Source organism: Paraburkholderia bannensis NBRC 103871 (assembly GCF_000685015.1).
In the GTDB taxonomy this organism is placed as follows: domain Bacteria; phylum Pseudomonadota; class Gammaproteobacteria; order Burkholderiales; family Burkholderiaceae; genus Paraburkholderia; species Paraburkholderia bannensis.
Map to the genome: position 1 here is coordinate 214787 of NZ_BAYA01000004.1, position 14245 is coordinate 229031.

Below are 14245 nucleotides of genomic sequence, written 5' to 3' on the forward strand. Positions count from 1 at the left end.
TTCGGAATCCTGTTTTTCATCGCGCTGTTTATGATTTTTATGTTCGCTAACCATTAGTCAGGTGTCGCGCAAACCGGTGATCGCGTTTGTTTCTATCCATGTGCGCCATTGCGTGGCGAAATCGAAATTTTCGTCGATGGCGAAAGCGCGTTCGAGTGCTTCGTCCAGCGTCTTTCCGCATTGCAGCGCGGTAAAGGCCGTGTGGGCGGCCAGCGTTTGCGATAGCGCGGCGGCTCGCCATTGCGGACGCACGATGAGCGTCCAGTTGGGTACTTTGGTGTCGATGTTGATGCGCTCGACGACTTCGTTCTGGCGATGCGCGCGCCAGATATCGAACGCGGTGTGACGCGATTCCAGCGCGGCGCATGCCGGATGCACGTTTAGCCGCGCCGCCATGAGTTTTTCGACGCCAATTGCCTGCCACTGCGCAGGCGAAAGCGGCGCGGCATTGGCGGCGAACGCAGCCGCATGCAAAGCCCATTCGAGCCGCGCGATATCGCCGAAATACGCATAGCGTGCGTCGGCTTCGTAACGCTCGATGAACTCGGGAAGCGATGCGCCGAAGCGGTTCAGGTCGGCTTCGCGCGACGGATAAGCACGCGCATAGGCGAGTGAGAGCGCGTCGAAGTAAGCGTCGCCGGTGAGTTGCGCGAGCACGGGATAGGCGCTCGCCAATGCGTTGCGCCGGGCCGCGCGCACATTGCCGCGATAGAGCCCGAGGCGCTCGTGCGTGAGCTTATCGTCGGCTGTTTGGAGATGCTGGAGGAGCGCGGCATCGGCAGCAGGATCTTCGATTGCCTCGGCGAACGCCGACTGCAATGCCTCTAGCGATGGGTTCATGCGTGCGCGCTCATGCGTTCATGTGCCTGCCGCGCTTCGTCGAGCAGCACGTCGAGCGTCGGCACTTCCGTATCCCATTCGATCAACGTCGGCACCGCGCCGAAGCGATGCAACGCCGCATCGTAGAGCGACCAGACCTCGGGCGCGACGCGCGAACCGTGATCGTCGATCACCGCCGCCGGCGTGACGCGATGGCCCGCAAGATGCAGTTCGCCGACGATATCGCGCGGCAACGCGTTCATCGCGGCGAGCGCGTCTTCGCCGTGATTGCATTGGTTCACGTAGAGATTGTTCACGTCGAGCAACACGCCGCAGCCGGTGCGCCGCGCCAGCTCCGCGAGAAATGCGGCTTCGCTGAAATCGTCGTCGCGAAACCGCACGTAGGTCGAGACGTTTTCGATCAGCACGCGGCGGCGCAACGTGTCCTGCATCTGCGCCACGCGTGCGCCCAGATGAGCGAGCGACGCCTGCGTGAGCGGCATCGGCAACAGGTCGTGCAGCGCGGCATGCGGCGTCGCGCCCCAGCAAAGATGCTCGGAAACGAGCGCGGGTTCGATGCGCTCCACAAGGCGCGCGAGCCGTGCGAGATGCGCCTCGTCCAGCGGCGCGGCCGAGCCGAGGCCAAGGCCCACGCCGTGCAGGCTCACCGGCAGGTCGCGACGCACCGTGTCGAGAACGTGCAGGTCGTAGCCACCGTCGCCGAAGTAGTTTTCGCTATGCACTTCGACCCAGCCGACGGGCGGCGCAGCCTGCATGAAGTCGTCATAGTGCGCGTGGCGCAAGCCTATGCCTGCGCCACGCGCATGCTGCTGCGATGAGCCCGCGGACGTCTGCGTCGTCATTGCTACGCTCGCGCGTTACTTTTCTGGCGTGCCGCCGAGTTTCTCGCAGGTGCCCTTCGGCATGGTCTTGAAGTCGCCCTTGTCGTGATCGACCTTGGCCTGGCCCGCGCAGTCATGCACGCCAGTCTTGCTCGAACAATCGTTCTTGCCAGCCTGGGCGACGCCGTAGCAGTTCACCTGATCGTCGGCGTGCGCGACGCCTGCCGTCGCAAGACCCGCCAGCGCGGCGGCGATCACGGCCTGACGGCCGAGCGCGTTTTTCATGGGAAATCTCCTGGAAGTTGCGGTTGGCGCGCGGCGCGCTTTTCGCGCCCGGCCTTGTGCACCCTATTTTGCCTCAGCACCGATGACGCCGAATTATCGGAGGGGCGGTATTTCCAGCTTTGCGTTCCGGCACCGAATCGACATCGGAATTATCTCGTTTTTCGCAATGATGTTTGCCGTATCACGGTATTTATCTTTGATGTGCACCGCAATAAAGTCGCATCAACGGATCGAGCAAGCACATTGTTACGGTTCGAATGATAATTTTTGGAGGTTGTAGATCATGAAGACCCTGATTGCCGCAGCGCTTGCTGCTACTGTTCTTGCCGCTCCGGCCCTTTCGTTCGCACAAGCGAACAACCAACAGCCGCTGACCCGCGCCCAGGTGCGTGCCGAACTCGTGCAACTCGAAAAGGCCGGCTATCGCCCGGGCCTGTCGAGCCCGTACTACCCGGAAGACCTGCAAGCCGCGCAAGCGCGCGTCGCACAACAGAACGCGACGGCTGAAGCCACGGCCTACGGTGCATCGACGAACGGTTCGACGCAAGCTGGCAGCCGCTCGACGGAAAACATCAAGCCGGTTTATTTCGGCCAGTAAGTTGCCCGGTCAGATCCAGCGCCGCGCCTTGACGCGCGCTGCCTGACCTACGCCAGTCGGGCCCGCTCTCGCAGGAACTGGAGAGCGGGCCCGTCAGTGTTTGTGCAGATGCGTTAGTTTTTGTTGCTTTGTGCCCGCTGCGATCGCTTTGGTCGCTTTGATCGCGTCGTGCGAAGCACGCCCAAGGAAACCTCCGCCGTCGGATATCCGGCGGCTTGCCCGGGCACTCGTTGCCCGGGCCTTTTTCCTCTATTCCTTGTGGGCGCTGCACGCTTTGTTCCATCAGTTCGCGCTTCGTTGGCGTCGGTGCGCGGACTCGTCTGCTTTCTTCTTTTTCTGTTTGGTTTTGGTGGGTTCGGGGCGTGTGACGTCACGACGGCCTTGCGTGGTGATGTGTGTGCGCTTTGGATGGGCGCGGCCCTGGCTGGCAGTTAGTTGCGAGTTAGAAGCCGTGTGTGACCAGCGATAACACCGACAAGTCGGGATGCGTGCCGTCGATGATGCTTCTGCCGATGTGCGCGGCTTCTTCGAGCGCTTCCTGCTCGGTGCGAAAGGTTTCTTCGCCGTCGGCGTGAAAGTGCACGGTGTGACCTGGGAGCGCTGGGTTCGCGCCTGGGTGGCAGATGTAGGCCGTGTAGGTGTAGCGCGCGGCGTTCTCTTCTATCGGCGCTGCGTTGACGTGGATTTCGAAGCCTTCGTGGTCGAACTTTTGTGGACCATTTTGAGGAGCGGGCATGGTGAGCCTCCTTCTTCTGGGCGCCTCGGCTGCGGGGGAATCGGCCGGGCGAATGAAGGAAGTTTAGGCGATGAGGATGGGGGATGAGACGCGCCAGCGACTTCTGTGGAAGCTGTCTGCACACGTATCTCGCGATTTCGTCTGCAAAATACTCACGCGCTTCACAAATAGCGCTATGCCGCTGGATCGAGCATATTGCAATATCGACGCAAACCCGGATTTTCCTGATTAATACTCCCTGAATGCTCAAACGTTGCTCCTCCGTCACTGACAGAAAAAGATACGTCGTTCCCATGTGTCCCATTGCCGCCCAAGGCGCACCGCGAACGTCCACAACGCGCACGAGTATGGCGTTGACGTGCTAGCCAACGGCATGCAGGATCGGTTAGAGACAGAGATCGTTCGATGGAAACGGAGGGTAACCATGCCCGCACCGAAGATGTACACGAAAGCCCAATGGGATGAGTTCGTCCGCCTACTTGATGCGCTACCGAAAAAGCCACCGTCGGAACGGCGCATCACCGTGCGGGACGCGATGCCGAACGTGCGCGTCCACATCAATGCGGCTCGCGCCAAAGGTTATTCGGTCGAGCAACTGATAGTTCAAGCGAAGCAGGCGGGTATCGATGTGACGGCCAGTGCACTTCGATACGCACTGCAGGAAACGAAGAAGCAAAAGGGAACCGGTCGTCGACTGGATGGCACATCCGGAGCTCGCGGTCGCACGAATACTTCCCCCAACCAATCGGCAAAGCGCACAGCTGGTCAGCAAACCAGTCTTGCACCTCAGGCTAAGACGGAGCGCGATAACAACAAACCCGGCTCGATGGTCGTCCAGGATACGTTCAGCTTCCAAATCAGACCCGATATCGAAGACCTTTGAACCAGACACCGATACAAACGGATCAGCGCGATGGACGCTATCAGACCGCACCCAAACGCAACCCGACGATGCGACAACGTTGCGGCAAACCTGTAGTAGATGGATAGCGACAAACCATCTATATTCCTGCGCAGACATTTACCTTGGGCGGCCCTCGCACAGCATCTACCTTCAACGGCTTTGCGCGACTCTGTCTGCCTAGGAAGCTCTGAACTAAGCGCTGACCAGAAACTCGGCACGTTAGGATCTCCGCCTCAAAAACCTCGCGGCCGGATCGGCCCGACCTCCGCCCCTGCTTTTAGTCGATCCAGGTAGTCAGCCCATGCCTGCATCATCGCGACCCGATCGTCAAGAAACCGAGTCCGGTTGTAGGCGCTGCCGAGCGAGTCAGGAACCCGGTGAGCAAGTTGGTGCTCGATGACTTCGGCCGGAAACCGAAGCCGCTCATGAAGGATCGTTCGAGCCATCGCACGGAATCCGTGGCCGGTGATCTCGGTTTTCGTATCGAAGCCCAGCCGCTGCAACGCGGCGTTGATCGCCGCGCCGCTCATGGGCTTTCTGCGGTCACGGCCTGGAAAAACGCAACGCCATTTGCCCGTCAGCGCCTGCAATTCCTTCAGGATACGCACCGACTGGGTAGCCAGCGGTACCAGATGCTCAGTCTTCGTCTTGGAAACGGTATAGCGCCACTCGTGTCGCTCCAGATCGATCTGCGCCCACTCAGCCTGCCTCAACTCGCCGGGTCGCACGAACAGCAACGGCGCAAGTTGTAGCGCCGCGCGCACAACCAATGTGCCGGAAAAGCCGTCAAAGGCCCGCAGCATCTCTCCGACCTTCTCGGGATCCGTAATCGAGGCGAAGTGGGTATGCCGGTTGGGCCGCAGCGCTCCGCGTAAATCGGCGCTCACGTCGCGCATCGCGCGCCCGGTCACCACGGCGTAGCGAAAAATCTGCCCGCAGTTTTGTTGGAGCCGGTGTGCGGTGTCGTGGGCACCGCGCTTCTCGGCACGGCGCAGCACTTCGAGCACTTCAGGGGGCTGATGTCGGCAATGGGACGCGAACCAAGCCACGGAAACAGGTCCTTCTTGAGCCGCCCCATGATCTTCTCGGAGTGGCTCGCTGCCCAGCCGGGTGCCTGTTGCTCGAACCACTCGAGCGCGACGGCTTCGAAGGTGGTGGCCGCGTTGAGTCGCGCCAGGCGTTTCCTATCCTTCTTGGCCTGGCCAGGATCGATGCCATCGGCCAGCATCGCACGGGCTTCGTCGCGCTTCCTCCGGGCGTGGGCGAGTGTGACATCTGGATAGACGCCGAGCGCCAGTTTCCGCTCACGGTCATTGAACCGGTATTTGAGGCGCCAGTACTTGCCGCCGGACGGAGAAATCTCAAGATACATTCCGCGGCCGTCGGAGACCCGATACGTCTTCTCCTGTGCGGCAGCCCGGCGAACTTCCAGATCGGTTAGAGGCATGGGACACCTCCCGTAGGGTGGGGGCCTAAATTTCCAGCGAGCTCAAAAATGAGCCACATGCCCCCAAACCTGCGCCGAAAGGCCCCCGGCTGTCAACGGAAGCCATGATCCCAGAGTGGAAACAAAAACCCCGCGAGCCTTACGGGACGCGGGGTTTGCGGAATACTGTGGAACTTCGTGGAATACTTAATGGTGGAGCGGATGAGGATCGAACTCACGACCTTCGCATTGCGAACGCGACGCTCTCCCAGCTGAGCTACCGCCCCACTGCCAAACGAGTGTAGCACACCTATTTTTCGTTGTACCAACCTCGCCCTTGCGCCGCAGCAACCCGATTTACTTAGCCGAAGAAGCCGGCGCCCCAGCCAAAACCCACGTCACAACATCGCGGATATCACCGGCGCTCATCCCCGGATGCGAAGGCATAGGAATAGCACCCCAAACCCCAGACCCGCCATCCCTCACCTTCTTCTCAAGCTTAGCCTGCGCCCCGGCATCACCCTTGTATTTAGCAGCGATATCCTTAAACGAAGGCCCAACCAGCCTCCGATCAACCGCATGACAGCCCATACAAGCATTAGCCCGAGCAACCGCAGCCCCATCCGCAGCGAACGCGGGAGCCGAAGCCGCCGCACTCGCCAACACGAGCCCAACAACCAAACGCCGCACCATCACATCGACGCTCCAGTTGACCCAGCATGCGCAGGCGACGACTCCATCACCGGCGCCGGAGCCTGCTGATCGATCGGACGCGAGCTCACACCCGAATCCGGAATCGCCCCAACAGAAGGCGCATCAGCCGCATTACTCTGCGTCGGCGCATTCGAAGCCGGTGCATTACCCGAAGACGAAGCCAGCGCCTGATCCGGAGCAATGTACTGATAGCACTTCACAACCTGCGCCACACCCGAAACGGTACTCGTAGCATTAGCCGCAACATTCCCCTCACGCGGCGTCACCAAGCCCATCAGATAAATATTCCCGCGCTCGGCCACAACCTTAAAGTTGTTAGCCGAAATCTCCTTGTACAGCACGAGCTCGCTCTTAACGCGCCCTTCCAGATACGAGTCATTGGCACGCGACGAGAACGAACTAGCCGGCTGCACCGCCAGCTCATTCACGATCGAGCCAACATTCGGAATCCCACGCACGATGCTTTCGGCCTTCTGCTTCGAAGCTTCGTCAGGCACCTCACCCGTCAGCAGCACCCGCTGATTAAACACCGCCACATTCACGTGCGCGGCATCGGTCAACCCGCTCGTCACATTCGAGAGCGCCTTCACCTGGATCTCGCGATCTTCGGTCTGCGAACCCACCGTGCGACGGTCGGTCGCCACCAGTGCCGTGCCGCCCGCCGCGCCCGCAAGCGCGAGGAAGCAACCCTGAAGGCTCGCGCACAGCGAGGCCGCGAAGCCGATCGTCAGCGTGGTTCGTGCCAGCGCGCGCGTCATGCTGTTTCTGCTCATCAACTCCCTCTCCTTGGTTCTTCGGTGTCAGTCCGATGAATCCGATGTCAGTCTTCGCCCATCAACATCGCGTCGATGCCGTCGCACAAGCAATGGATCGTCAGCAGGTGCACTTCCTGGACGCGCGCCGTTCGCTCGGACGGCACGCTCAGGTGGATGTCGGTATCCGCAAGCGTCTCGTTGACCAAGCCGCCGCCCTTGCCCGTCAGCGCAATCACGATCATTTCGCGTTCGTGCGCTTCGGCGATCGCGGCCAGCACGTTCGCGGAGTTGCCCGAGGTCGTGATGGCCAGCAGCACGTCGCCGGGCTGGCCGAGCGCGCGCACCTGGCGCGCGAACACCTGGTCGTAGGCGTAGTCGTTTGACACGGCCGTGAGCACCGATGCATCGGTCGTCAGCGCAAGCGCGGGCAGGCCCGGGCGGTCGCGCTCGAATCGGCCGATCAGTTCGGCGGCGAAATGCTGGGCGTCGGCGGCCGAGCCACCATTGCCGCAGGTCAAAATCTTGTTGCCGTTTGCCAGTGCGGCGAACATCGTATCGACCGCGGCGGCAATCGGTACCGCCAGGGTTTCCATCGCGGCGAGCTGGGTCGCTGCGCTATCGCGAAAATGCTGTTGAATGCGTTCGACGGACATCGACTCTCTAATCTGTACTGCGGGGTTTCGCGAGTTTCCCTCGTGAAAATCCCCTTGGTTGCGGCGTGCCGCAAGTTTAGCGCACTCGCAGGGGTTCTCTTCCGGCGTTCTTTTCGATCACGCGCTTTTCTGCACGCTTCTTCCGTCTCTTCGCACGGAGCCCCGCACGTTTAACGCTCATCCTCGCGAAACGCATCGCGCAGCCAGGCGAGGCGGCCGCCCTCGAACGTCACCACGTCGAAGCGGCACGCCGGCGGCAACGCGCCATGTTCGTCCGCATACGTGAGCAGATACTCCCGCGCGGCGCGCAAGAGCCGTTGGCGTTTGTGCCAGCCCACGCTCGCCGCCGCGCCGCCGTATGCGGCCCGCGTGCGTGCGCGCACCTCCACGAAGACCAGCGTGCCGTCGCGCTCGCGCATCACGAGGTCGAGTTCGCCGCCACGGCAATGCACGTTGCGCGCGACGAACACCAGTCGCTGTCGTTGCAGCCAGGCCTGCGCATGCGCTTCGAAACGGGCGCCTGTTGCGCGGCGGTCGGCCGGGCCGCGTTCGGCGTTTGACCGGGCGCGCGCGGAAAAGTTGTCGCCCCTGTCTCTACCCAGCTTACCCACTTCACTCGTGCCACCCACGCCGCCCTCGCGCGCAGGCGCCGCCGCGCTCCGCCCCACATGGCACAATGACGGCCTCTTTTCTTGCGTTCGCGCGTTCCGTGTCATGACGTCGTCTCCTTTCGAACTCGCACAGGCCCAGCACTATCCGGTCGCCACGCTGTACGTCGTGGCGACGCCCATCGGCAACATGGCCGACATCACCGTGCGCGCGCTGCATGTGCTCGGCCTCGTCGATCGCATCGCCGCAGAGGACACGCGCAACACCGGCCAGTTGCTCACGCGCTATGGCATTTCCAAGCCGCTCATCGCCGTGCACGAGCACAACGAGCGCCAGGCCGCGCAACGCGTAATCGAGCATCTGCGTGCAGGCGAGCGCGTCGCCTGCGTGTCCGATGCGGGCACACCAGGCATTTCCGATCCGGGCGCAAAGCTCGTCGATGCAGTGCGCGACGCCGGTTTCCAGGTCGTGCCACTGCCAGGCGCGAGCGCGCTTGCAACCGCGCTTTCCGCAGCGGGCGACTGGGTATCGACGTTCACGTTCCTCGGTTTCCTGCCGCCCAAGGCGAAGCAGCGAGCGTCCGCGTTGCAGCCGCTCGCCTCGCATGCTCATGCGATGGTGTTTTACGAAGCGCCGCATCGCATCGTCGAAACCGTGCAGGCACTCGCCGATGCGTTCGGCCCTGCGCGGCGGCTGTTGATCGCCCGCGAGTTGACCAAGTTACATGAGGCGCTCTGGCGCGGCACCCTGGCCGAAGGGCCAACGTGGCTCGCGGGGGACGCGAACCGCCAGCGCGGCGAGTTCGTGCTGGTTGTGGAAGGCGCGAGCGCGCCCGAGTCCGGCGAGGCCGATCACGATGCGCTGTTGCGCGTGTTGTTGCAGGAAGTGCCGGTGAAGGGTGCGGCGAAGATCGCGGCCGCGCTCACGGGCGCGTCGCGCAATACGCTCTATGCGCGTGCGCTCGAGCTGAAGGAAGAAGACGGCGACGAAGCAGAAGACTAATTCCCGCAGGAAGCGCCAAATGCAAAGGGCCGCCCGGATGGGGCGGCCCTTTGTACTTCGAGACGTCGATACGTCGATAACTCGATAACTCGCTACGTCCAGTCCGGCGAGCTTTCGGCTCGGGCGGTTCGTCCGGTGCGCGCAACGCGCCAACACGGATCGGCACACACCCAGGCCGTCAAGCTCAGACCATCACTGGGCGTTGGTCGAATTCGCCGCCAGCATTTCGGCCTGAGCGGCCTTCGCTTCCTGGCGCGAGAGTCCTTCGATGTTCACCTTCGCGGTACCCGCGTGTTGCAGGCCCAGCATCTTCGCCGCTGCGAACGAGAGGTCGATCACACGGCCGCGCGCATACGGGCCACGATCGTTGATCTTCACGACAACCCACTTCGAGGTCGCCGGGATGCTCACGCGCACGTACGAGCCCAGCGGCAGCGTGCGGTGCGCGGCGGTCAGCGCTTCCATGTTGAAGCGCTCGCCACTGGCGGTCTTGCGACCGTGGAAGGCGCGGCCGTACCACGAGGCGCGGCCGGTCTGGTGGAACGAGCCGACGTCTACAGCGTTGTCGTCGATCGCCTGTGCATCGGCGAGCGAGTTGTCCTTTGCGGTGCCCGAAGCGGGCAGCGCGGCCAGCGCCGAGCCGTAGCTCTGCGGCGACGCGAACGCGGTGTGCGCGTCCTTCGTGCTCAGCGCGTTGCCTTGCGCCTGGTCCTGCGGGCCGGGCGGCATGGCACAACCTGCCAGCACGGACACGGCTGCGAGACTCCCGAGTCGTCGTCGAGATAGTCCAAAGTTCATAAGTTAGCCATCACGTTTCGAGGCCGTCCTGCACCCTGGTGGTGCATCGCTGGATGACCCCGGCGGTCGCAGGCAAAAGGACGCCACGCGCGCTCTTTTGTGTGAACAAAAGGCGTACGAGTGCCGATACCCGGATGCGGCCCCATATGCCGCTAACCGCTGGTTTTCTTTCACGTCTGGAGCAACCTGTCCCCGGCAGCCTGACCAGACCCCACATGCCGCCATCGAACGCGATGTACACATTCAGGCACGCCGGATAACACACGGCGCACAGGAACGGCGGCGTAGGCCCCACCCAGCGTCACGACAGCAAGGTCGTGGCAGGCGCGTGGCGCCTGGCTGGGCAAGACGTGCGGTGCCGAACGGATCGGCACCTGATTTGCCGTCTTGTAAGGCAGCCTGTTTAGCTGGCCCGTACGACTGCACTGCTTGACGGCGATGCATCGCGACCCATTATTTACTGCAGGTCACATCGCCCAGTGAATGCACGCGAAAACGTGCTTGTTGGGTCGCATTATACCTAAAAGTTATTCTTGTCATGCTCGCAACCCAGAAATCTCCATGATTTCTAACTATTGATGCAACAAAGCCGTTCAGCGAGTCGCCCGCATCCCTTGTCAGACAAGGGCTGCGCCGATAGCCCCCACCGAACCTGGACAAGATGCGGACAAGCGTCGATCAGGGCGCGGGCACCCCTCGGGCAAGCTCCGACGGCCGCTTGCGCAGCCCGGTACAATCGAGTCCTTGGGTCGGCTCGCGGCATGCTCGCGAGGGCCGCCCGCACGACAACAAACCTTCTCCTCACTCCACGATCCGAACCCGACCGCGCGCATGAAAGTCACGCTGATTCCCGTTACGCCGTTCCAGCAAAACAGTTCGCTGCTCGTCTGCGAAGCGACGCAGCGCGCCGCCGTCGTCGATCCGGGCGGCGATCTCGATCGCATCGAAGCGGAGATCGCGAAGCAAGGCGTGCAGCTCGAAAAAGTGCTGCTCACGCATGGCCATCTCGATCACTGCGCGGGCGCGAAAGCGCTGGCCGACAAGTTCGGCGTGCCCATCGAGGGCCCGCAGGAAGACGAGCGCTTCTGGATCGAGCAATTGCCGCAGCAGAGCGTGCGCTTCGGCTTCGGTCACGCGCAGGCGTTCGAGCCGGATCGCTGGCTCGTGAACGGCGACACCGTGCGCTTCGGTAACGAGGAGATGGAGGTCTATCACTGCCCCGGCCACACGCCGGGCCACGTGGTCTTCTTTAGCCGCGAGCATCGACTGGCGCTGGTCGGCGACGTGCTGTTCGCCGGCTCGATCGGCCGTACGGACTTCCCGCGCGGCAATCATGCCGATCTCGTGCGCTCGATCCGCGAAAAGCTCTGGCCGCTGGGCGACGATGTCACGTTCGTGCCGGGCCACGGCCCCGTGTCGACATTCGGCGAGGAGCGCCGCTCCAACCCTTACGTCGCGGACAGCGTGGTCGGCGACCAGCCAAGCCAGGCGCAGTGGGGCTAAAGGCTCAGCACAACAATCCGCGCATCCGGAAGCGCGCGGGCCAACGACAGGAAGCAATGAATCAAGCCGCCATCGAAGAAATCTACGTGAGCACCGACGTCGAGGCCGACGGGCCCATTCCCGGCCCGCACTCGATGCTCAGTTTCGCCTCGGCGGCCTATACCGCCGACAAGCGCCTGATCGCCACGTTCTCGGCGAATCTCGCGACGCTCGACGGCGCGGCGCCGCATCCGGTACAGGCCGCGTGGTGGGAAACGCAGCCCGAGGCGTGGGCGGCCTGCCGCAAGGACTTGCAGGATCCGGCGGCGGCGCTTGTCGCCTACGTCGACTGGGTCGAGGCGCTGCCCGGCAAGCCGGTGTTCGTGGCAATGCCCGCGGGCTTCGATTTCACCTTCATGTTCTGGTACATGATGCGCTTCGCGGGGCGCTGCCCGTTCTCGTGGTCGGCGCTCGACATCAAGACGCTCGCCTTCGCGATCACGGGCCTGCCCTATCGCAAGAACATCAAGCCGCGCTTCCCGAAGCACTGGTTCGACGATCATCCCCACACGCACGTGGCGCTCGACGACGCCATCGAGCAAGGCGCGCTGTTCTGCAACATGCTCGCCGACCTGCGCACGCAGCAGGCCGCCCTGAAGGCCGTCGCGGCGACCGATGAAGGGGACGCCTCAGGGCAAAACGCCGCTAGCTGAGCGCGATATTAGGTAATCTCCCTCGTCATCTGCGGTTTGCATTGCGTTTCGTTTTCCCGACCTCTAACATTCGGGAATACGGCGACGCACTTGGAGGCGCATTTGACACTCGATACGTTCTCTCAGAAGATCCTGCGCCTGCTGCAGCTGGACGCGCGCCGCTCGGTGCAGGAAATCTCCGATCAGGTCGGACTCTCCAGCACGCCCTGCTGGCGCCGCATCAAGGACATGGAGCAATCCGGCGTGATCCAGCGCTACACGGCGCTGCTCGATCGCGAAAAACTCGGCCTGCATGTCTGCGCGCTCGCGCATATCCATCTCACGCGCCACACGGAAGGCGGCGTCGAAGCGTTCGAGCGCGAGATCGCCACCTGCCCCGAAGTGACCGAGTGCTACAGCACCACCGGCGAATCGGATTACATCCTGAAGATCGTCGCGCCGGACATCAAAGCCTACGACGCGTTCCTGCACGAACGCATCTTCCGCATTCCCGCCGTCGCGCAGGTGCGCACGAGCGTCGTGCTGCGCGAGATCAAGTTCGATACGCAGTTGCCGCTTTAATCGGCATCGCACGCCGACGTGAAAACGCCGCGCTAGCCTTTGTTGGCCGCGCGGCGTTTTCATTTCGATCGGATCAATTGCTCAGTCGATGCACGCTTCAGTCAATACGTGGCGACGTGGTCAACCGCGCGTCCGCCGTCATCTGCATCGCCTCCAGGCGGCTCGCGCCCAGCTTGCGGCGCAGCGCCTCCAGATCGACGTCGGCAAGACGCCGCGCATCGTCGCGCGCCGCCAGCGCAAACTGGATTTCCAGCCCCGTGCTCAGGTAGTGCAGCGTCACCGCCTCGATATGCACGTCATAGGCCGCAAGCGCCTCGCGCAACGTGGCGGCGACCTGTTCGCGCGGCGGCAGGTTCGACACCGAGCGCACATGCATATCGTCCTCGGGATCGACGTGAATGAGCGCGTCGAGCACGCGCGTATCCTTGAGCAAGCGCGTTCGCGCCACCTCGGCGATGAAGTGCCCTTCGGATACCGAGATAAACGGATCGACCAGAATATGCGCGTCCACGAGCGCGAGGTCGCCGGTCTTGCGCGTACGCAGCTCGTGCACGTCGAGCACGCCAGGCGTCTCCAGCAGCAGCGCGCGCAGATCGGCGGCGGCCGATTCGTCGAGCGCGCGATCCGACAGATCCTGTAGCGCGTCCCAGCCGAACACCCAGCCCATGCGTGCGACCATGAAGCCGACGATGGCAGCGGCAATCGGATCGAGCAGGCGCACGCCGGCAAGGCTGCCGATAATGCCGATGGCCACCACGAGCGACGACGCTGCATCCGAGCGCGCGTGCCACGCGTTCGCAATCAGCATCGCCGAACGCACGCGCTGCGCCTCGCGCAGCATGTAGCGGAACAGCGCCTCTTTGGAGACCAGCACCAGCACGGCCACGGCGAGAGCGCTCGCATGGACGGGCGGAATATCGCCAAGGTTCGCGAGACGCGTGCCGGCGCGCGCGAGCATGCCCACGCCGACGGCAATCAGCAATGCGCCGAGAAATAATGAAGCAACCGTTTCATAACGGCTATGGCCGTAATTGTGATCGGCGTCCGGCTTCGCGCCGCTATGCCGATTGGCGATCAATACAACGAAATCGGAGACAAGATCGGAAAGCGAATGCACGCCGTCGGCAATCAAGGCCTGCGAATGCGCCAACGCGCCGACCGCGATTTGCAGCACGACCAGAATCGAATTCAAGCCAACGCTAACAAACGTCGTCTTGCGTGCGACCTGCTGTTTATCTGATAACGCGGCGGCGGAAGAGGACATGCTGATCCAGAAGCGAACGAGGGTATTGGCGCAATTGTAATCGCGATGCCGTCCCCAATAGGAGATAACCCTGAAATCCTCTTT

16 protein-coding genes, 1 tRNA gene and 1 pseudogene are annotated in these 14245 nt (G+C 62.7%); 6 read left to right on the top strand and 12 right to left on the bottom strand.

Going from position 1 to position 14245, the window contains the following annotated elements:
• Window positions 1-57: 57 nt before the first annotated feature.
• The 3 genes from BBA01S_RS07005 to BBA01S_RS07015 are packed head-to-tail and all read right to left on the bottom strand — an operon-like array spanning window position 58 to window position 1946.
• On the bottom strand, window positions 58-840 hold the full coding sequence (locus BBA01S_RS07005) for an HvfC/BufC N-terminal domain-containing protein (protein ID WP_027815802.1): 783 nt from the start codon (window positions 838-840) through the stop codon (window positions 58-60).
• On the bottom strand, window positions 837-1682 hold the full coding sequence (bufB, locus tag BBA01S_RS40380; RefSeq protein WP_042296291.1) for an MNIO family bufferin maturase: 846 nt from the start codon (window positions 1680-1682) through the stop codon (window positions 837-839). Before bufB ends, BBA01S_RS07005 begins: the two co-directional genes overlap by 4 nt.
• Before the next feature lie 15 nt (window positions 1683-1697).
• Window positions 1698-1946 (bottom strand): BufA1 family periplasmic bufferin-type metallophore, encoded by a 249-nt coding sequence (locus BBA01S_RS07015; protein WP_027815803.1) that lies wholly within the window; start codon window positions 1944-1946, stop codon window positions 1698-1700.
• A 283-nt stretch (window positions 1947-2229) separates the two neighbouring features.
• On the opposite strand from BBA01S_RS07015, the gene BBA01S_RS07020 reads away from it, so the two are divergent.
• A complete protein-coding gene (locus tag BBA01S_RS07020) occupies window positions 2230-2544 on the top strand; it encodes a DUF4148 domain-containing protein (RefSeq protein WP_027815804.1) in 315 nt (104 codons plus the stop codon).
• Between the two features lie 442 nt (window positions 2545-2986).
• On the opposite strand, the gene BBA01S_RS07025 is transcribed toward BBA01S_RS07020, so the two are convergent.
• Window positions 2987-3280 (bottom strand): hypothetical protein, encoded by a 294-nt coding sequence (locus BBA01S_RS07025; protein WP_027815805.1) that lies wholly within the window; start codon window positions 3278-3280, stop codon window positions 2987-2989.
• Between the two features lie 424 nt (window positions 3281-3704).
• On the opposite strand from BBA01S_RS07025, the gene BBA01S_RS07030 reads away from it, so the two are divergent.
• Window positions 3705-4163, top strand: a complete 459-nt coding sequence (locus tag BBA01S_RS07030) for a hypothetical protein (RefSeq protein ID WP_027815806.1) — start codon at window positions 3705-3707, stop codon at window positions 4161-4163.
• A gap of 254 nt (window positions 4164-4417) precedes the next feature.
• Here the strand turns inward: BBA01S_RS07030 and BBA01S_RS40385 are convergent.
• The 6 genes and pseudogenes from BBA01S_RS40385 to BBA01S_RS45760 form a co-directional block, all read right to left on the bottom strand.
• Window positions 4418-5631 (bottom strand): annotated as a pseudogene (locus BBA01S_RS40385) (tyrosine-type recombinase/integrase).
• A gap of 190 nt (window positions 5632-5821) precedes the next feature.
• A tRNA-Ala gene (locus BBA01S_RS07040) sits at window positions 5822-5897 on the bottom strand.
• A 70-nt stretch (window positions 5898-5967) separates the two neighbouring features.
• Window positions 5968-6303, bottom strand: a complete 336-nt coding sequence (locus BBA01S_RS40390) for a c-type cytochrome (RefSeq protein ID WP_042296292.1) — start codon at window positions 6301-6303, stop codon at window positions 5968-5970.
• Window positions 6303-7097: a BON domain-containing protein gene (locus BBA01S_RS07045; RefSeq protein WP_027815807.1), complete on the bottom strand. Its 795-nt coding sequence runs from the start codon at window positions 7095-7097 to the stop codon at window positions 6303-6305. Before BBA01S_RS07045 ends, BBA01S_RS40390 begins: the two co-directional genes overlap by 1 nt.
• Window positions 7098-7144: 47 nt before the next feature.
• Window positions 7145-7732 carry a phosphoheptose isomerase gene (locus tag BBA01S_RS07050; RefSeq protein ID WP_027815808.1) on the bottom strand — a complete coding sequence of 196 codons (588 nt, stop codon included), beginning with the start codon at window positions 7730-7732 and terminating at the stop codon, window positions 7145-7147.
• A gap of 170 nt (window positions 7733-7902) precedes the next feature.
• On the bottom strand, window positions 7903-8448 hold the full coding sequence (locus tag BBA01S_RS45760) for a YraN family protein (protein ID WP_084161922.1): 546 nt from the start codon (window positions 8446-8448) through the stop codon (window positions 7903-7905).
• Between BBA01S_RS45760 and rsmI the strand changes: the two genes are divergently transcribed.
• Complete coding sequence (gene rsmI / locus BBA01S_RS07060; RefSeq protein WP_027815809.1) at window positions 8447-9343, top strand: 16S rRNA (cytidine(1402)-2'-O)-methyltransferase; 897 nt, start codon at window positions 8447-8449, stop codon at window positions 9341-9343. The two genes, BBA01S_RS45760 and rsmI, sit on opposite strands and share 2 nt — an antisense overlap.
• Before the next feature lie 192 nt (window positions 9344-9535).
• Here rsmI and BBA01S_RS07065 read toward each other — a convergent pair whose 3' ends face one another.
• On the bottom strand, window positions 9536-10141 hold the full coding sequence (locus tag BBA01S_RS07065; RefSeq protein ID WP_027815810.1) for a septal ring lytic transglycosylase RlpA family protein: 606 nt from the start codon (window positions 10139-10141) through the stop codon (window positions 9536-9538).
• 831 nt (window positions 10142-10972) lie between these two features.
• On the opposite strand from BBA01S_RS07065, the gene BBA01S_RS07070 reads away from it, so the two are divergent.
• The 3 genes from BBA01S_RS07070 to BBA01S_RS07080 all read left to right on the top strand — a co-directional run bounded on the left by BBA01S_RS07070 (window position 10973) and on the right by BBA01S_RS07080 (window position 12897).
• Complete coding sequence (locus BBA01S_RS07070) at window positions 10973-11644, top strand: MBL fold metallo-hydrolase (RefSeq protein ID WP_027815811.1); 672 nt, start codon at window positions 10973-10975, stop codon at window positions 11642-11644.
• 56 nt (window positions 11645-11700) lie between these two features.
• The gene (locus BBA01S_RS07075) at window positions 11701-12336 is read left to right on the top strand and encodes a 3'-5' exonuclease family protein (protein ID WP_027815812.1); all 636 of its coding nucleotides are present in this window, start codon (window positions 11701-11703) and stop codon (window positions 12334-12336) included.
• A gap of 102 nt (window positions 12337-12438) precedes the next feature.
• On the top strand, window positions 12439-12897 hold the full coding sequence (locus BBA01S_RS07080) for an Lrp/AsnC family transcriptional regulator (RefSeq protein ID WP_027815813.1): 459 nt from the start codon (window positions 12439-12441) through the stop codon (window positions 12895-12897).
• Window positions 12898-12994: 97 nt separating this feature from the next.
• Here BBA01S_RS07080 and BBA01S_RS40400 read toward each other — a convergent pair whose 3' ends face one another.
• Window positions 12995-14161, bottom strand: coding sequence for a cation diffusion facilitator family transporter (locus tag BBA01S_RS40400; protein ID WP_042296293.1), 1167 nt, complete (start codon window positions 14159-14161; stop codon window positions 12995-12997).
• Between the last annotated feature and the right edge of the window lie 84 nt (window positions 14162-14245).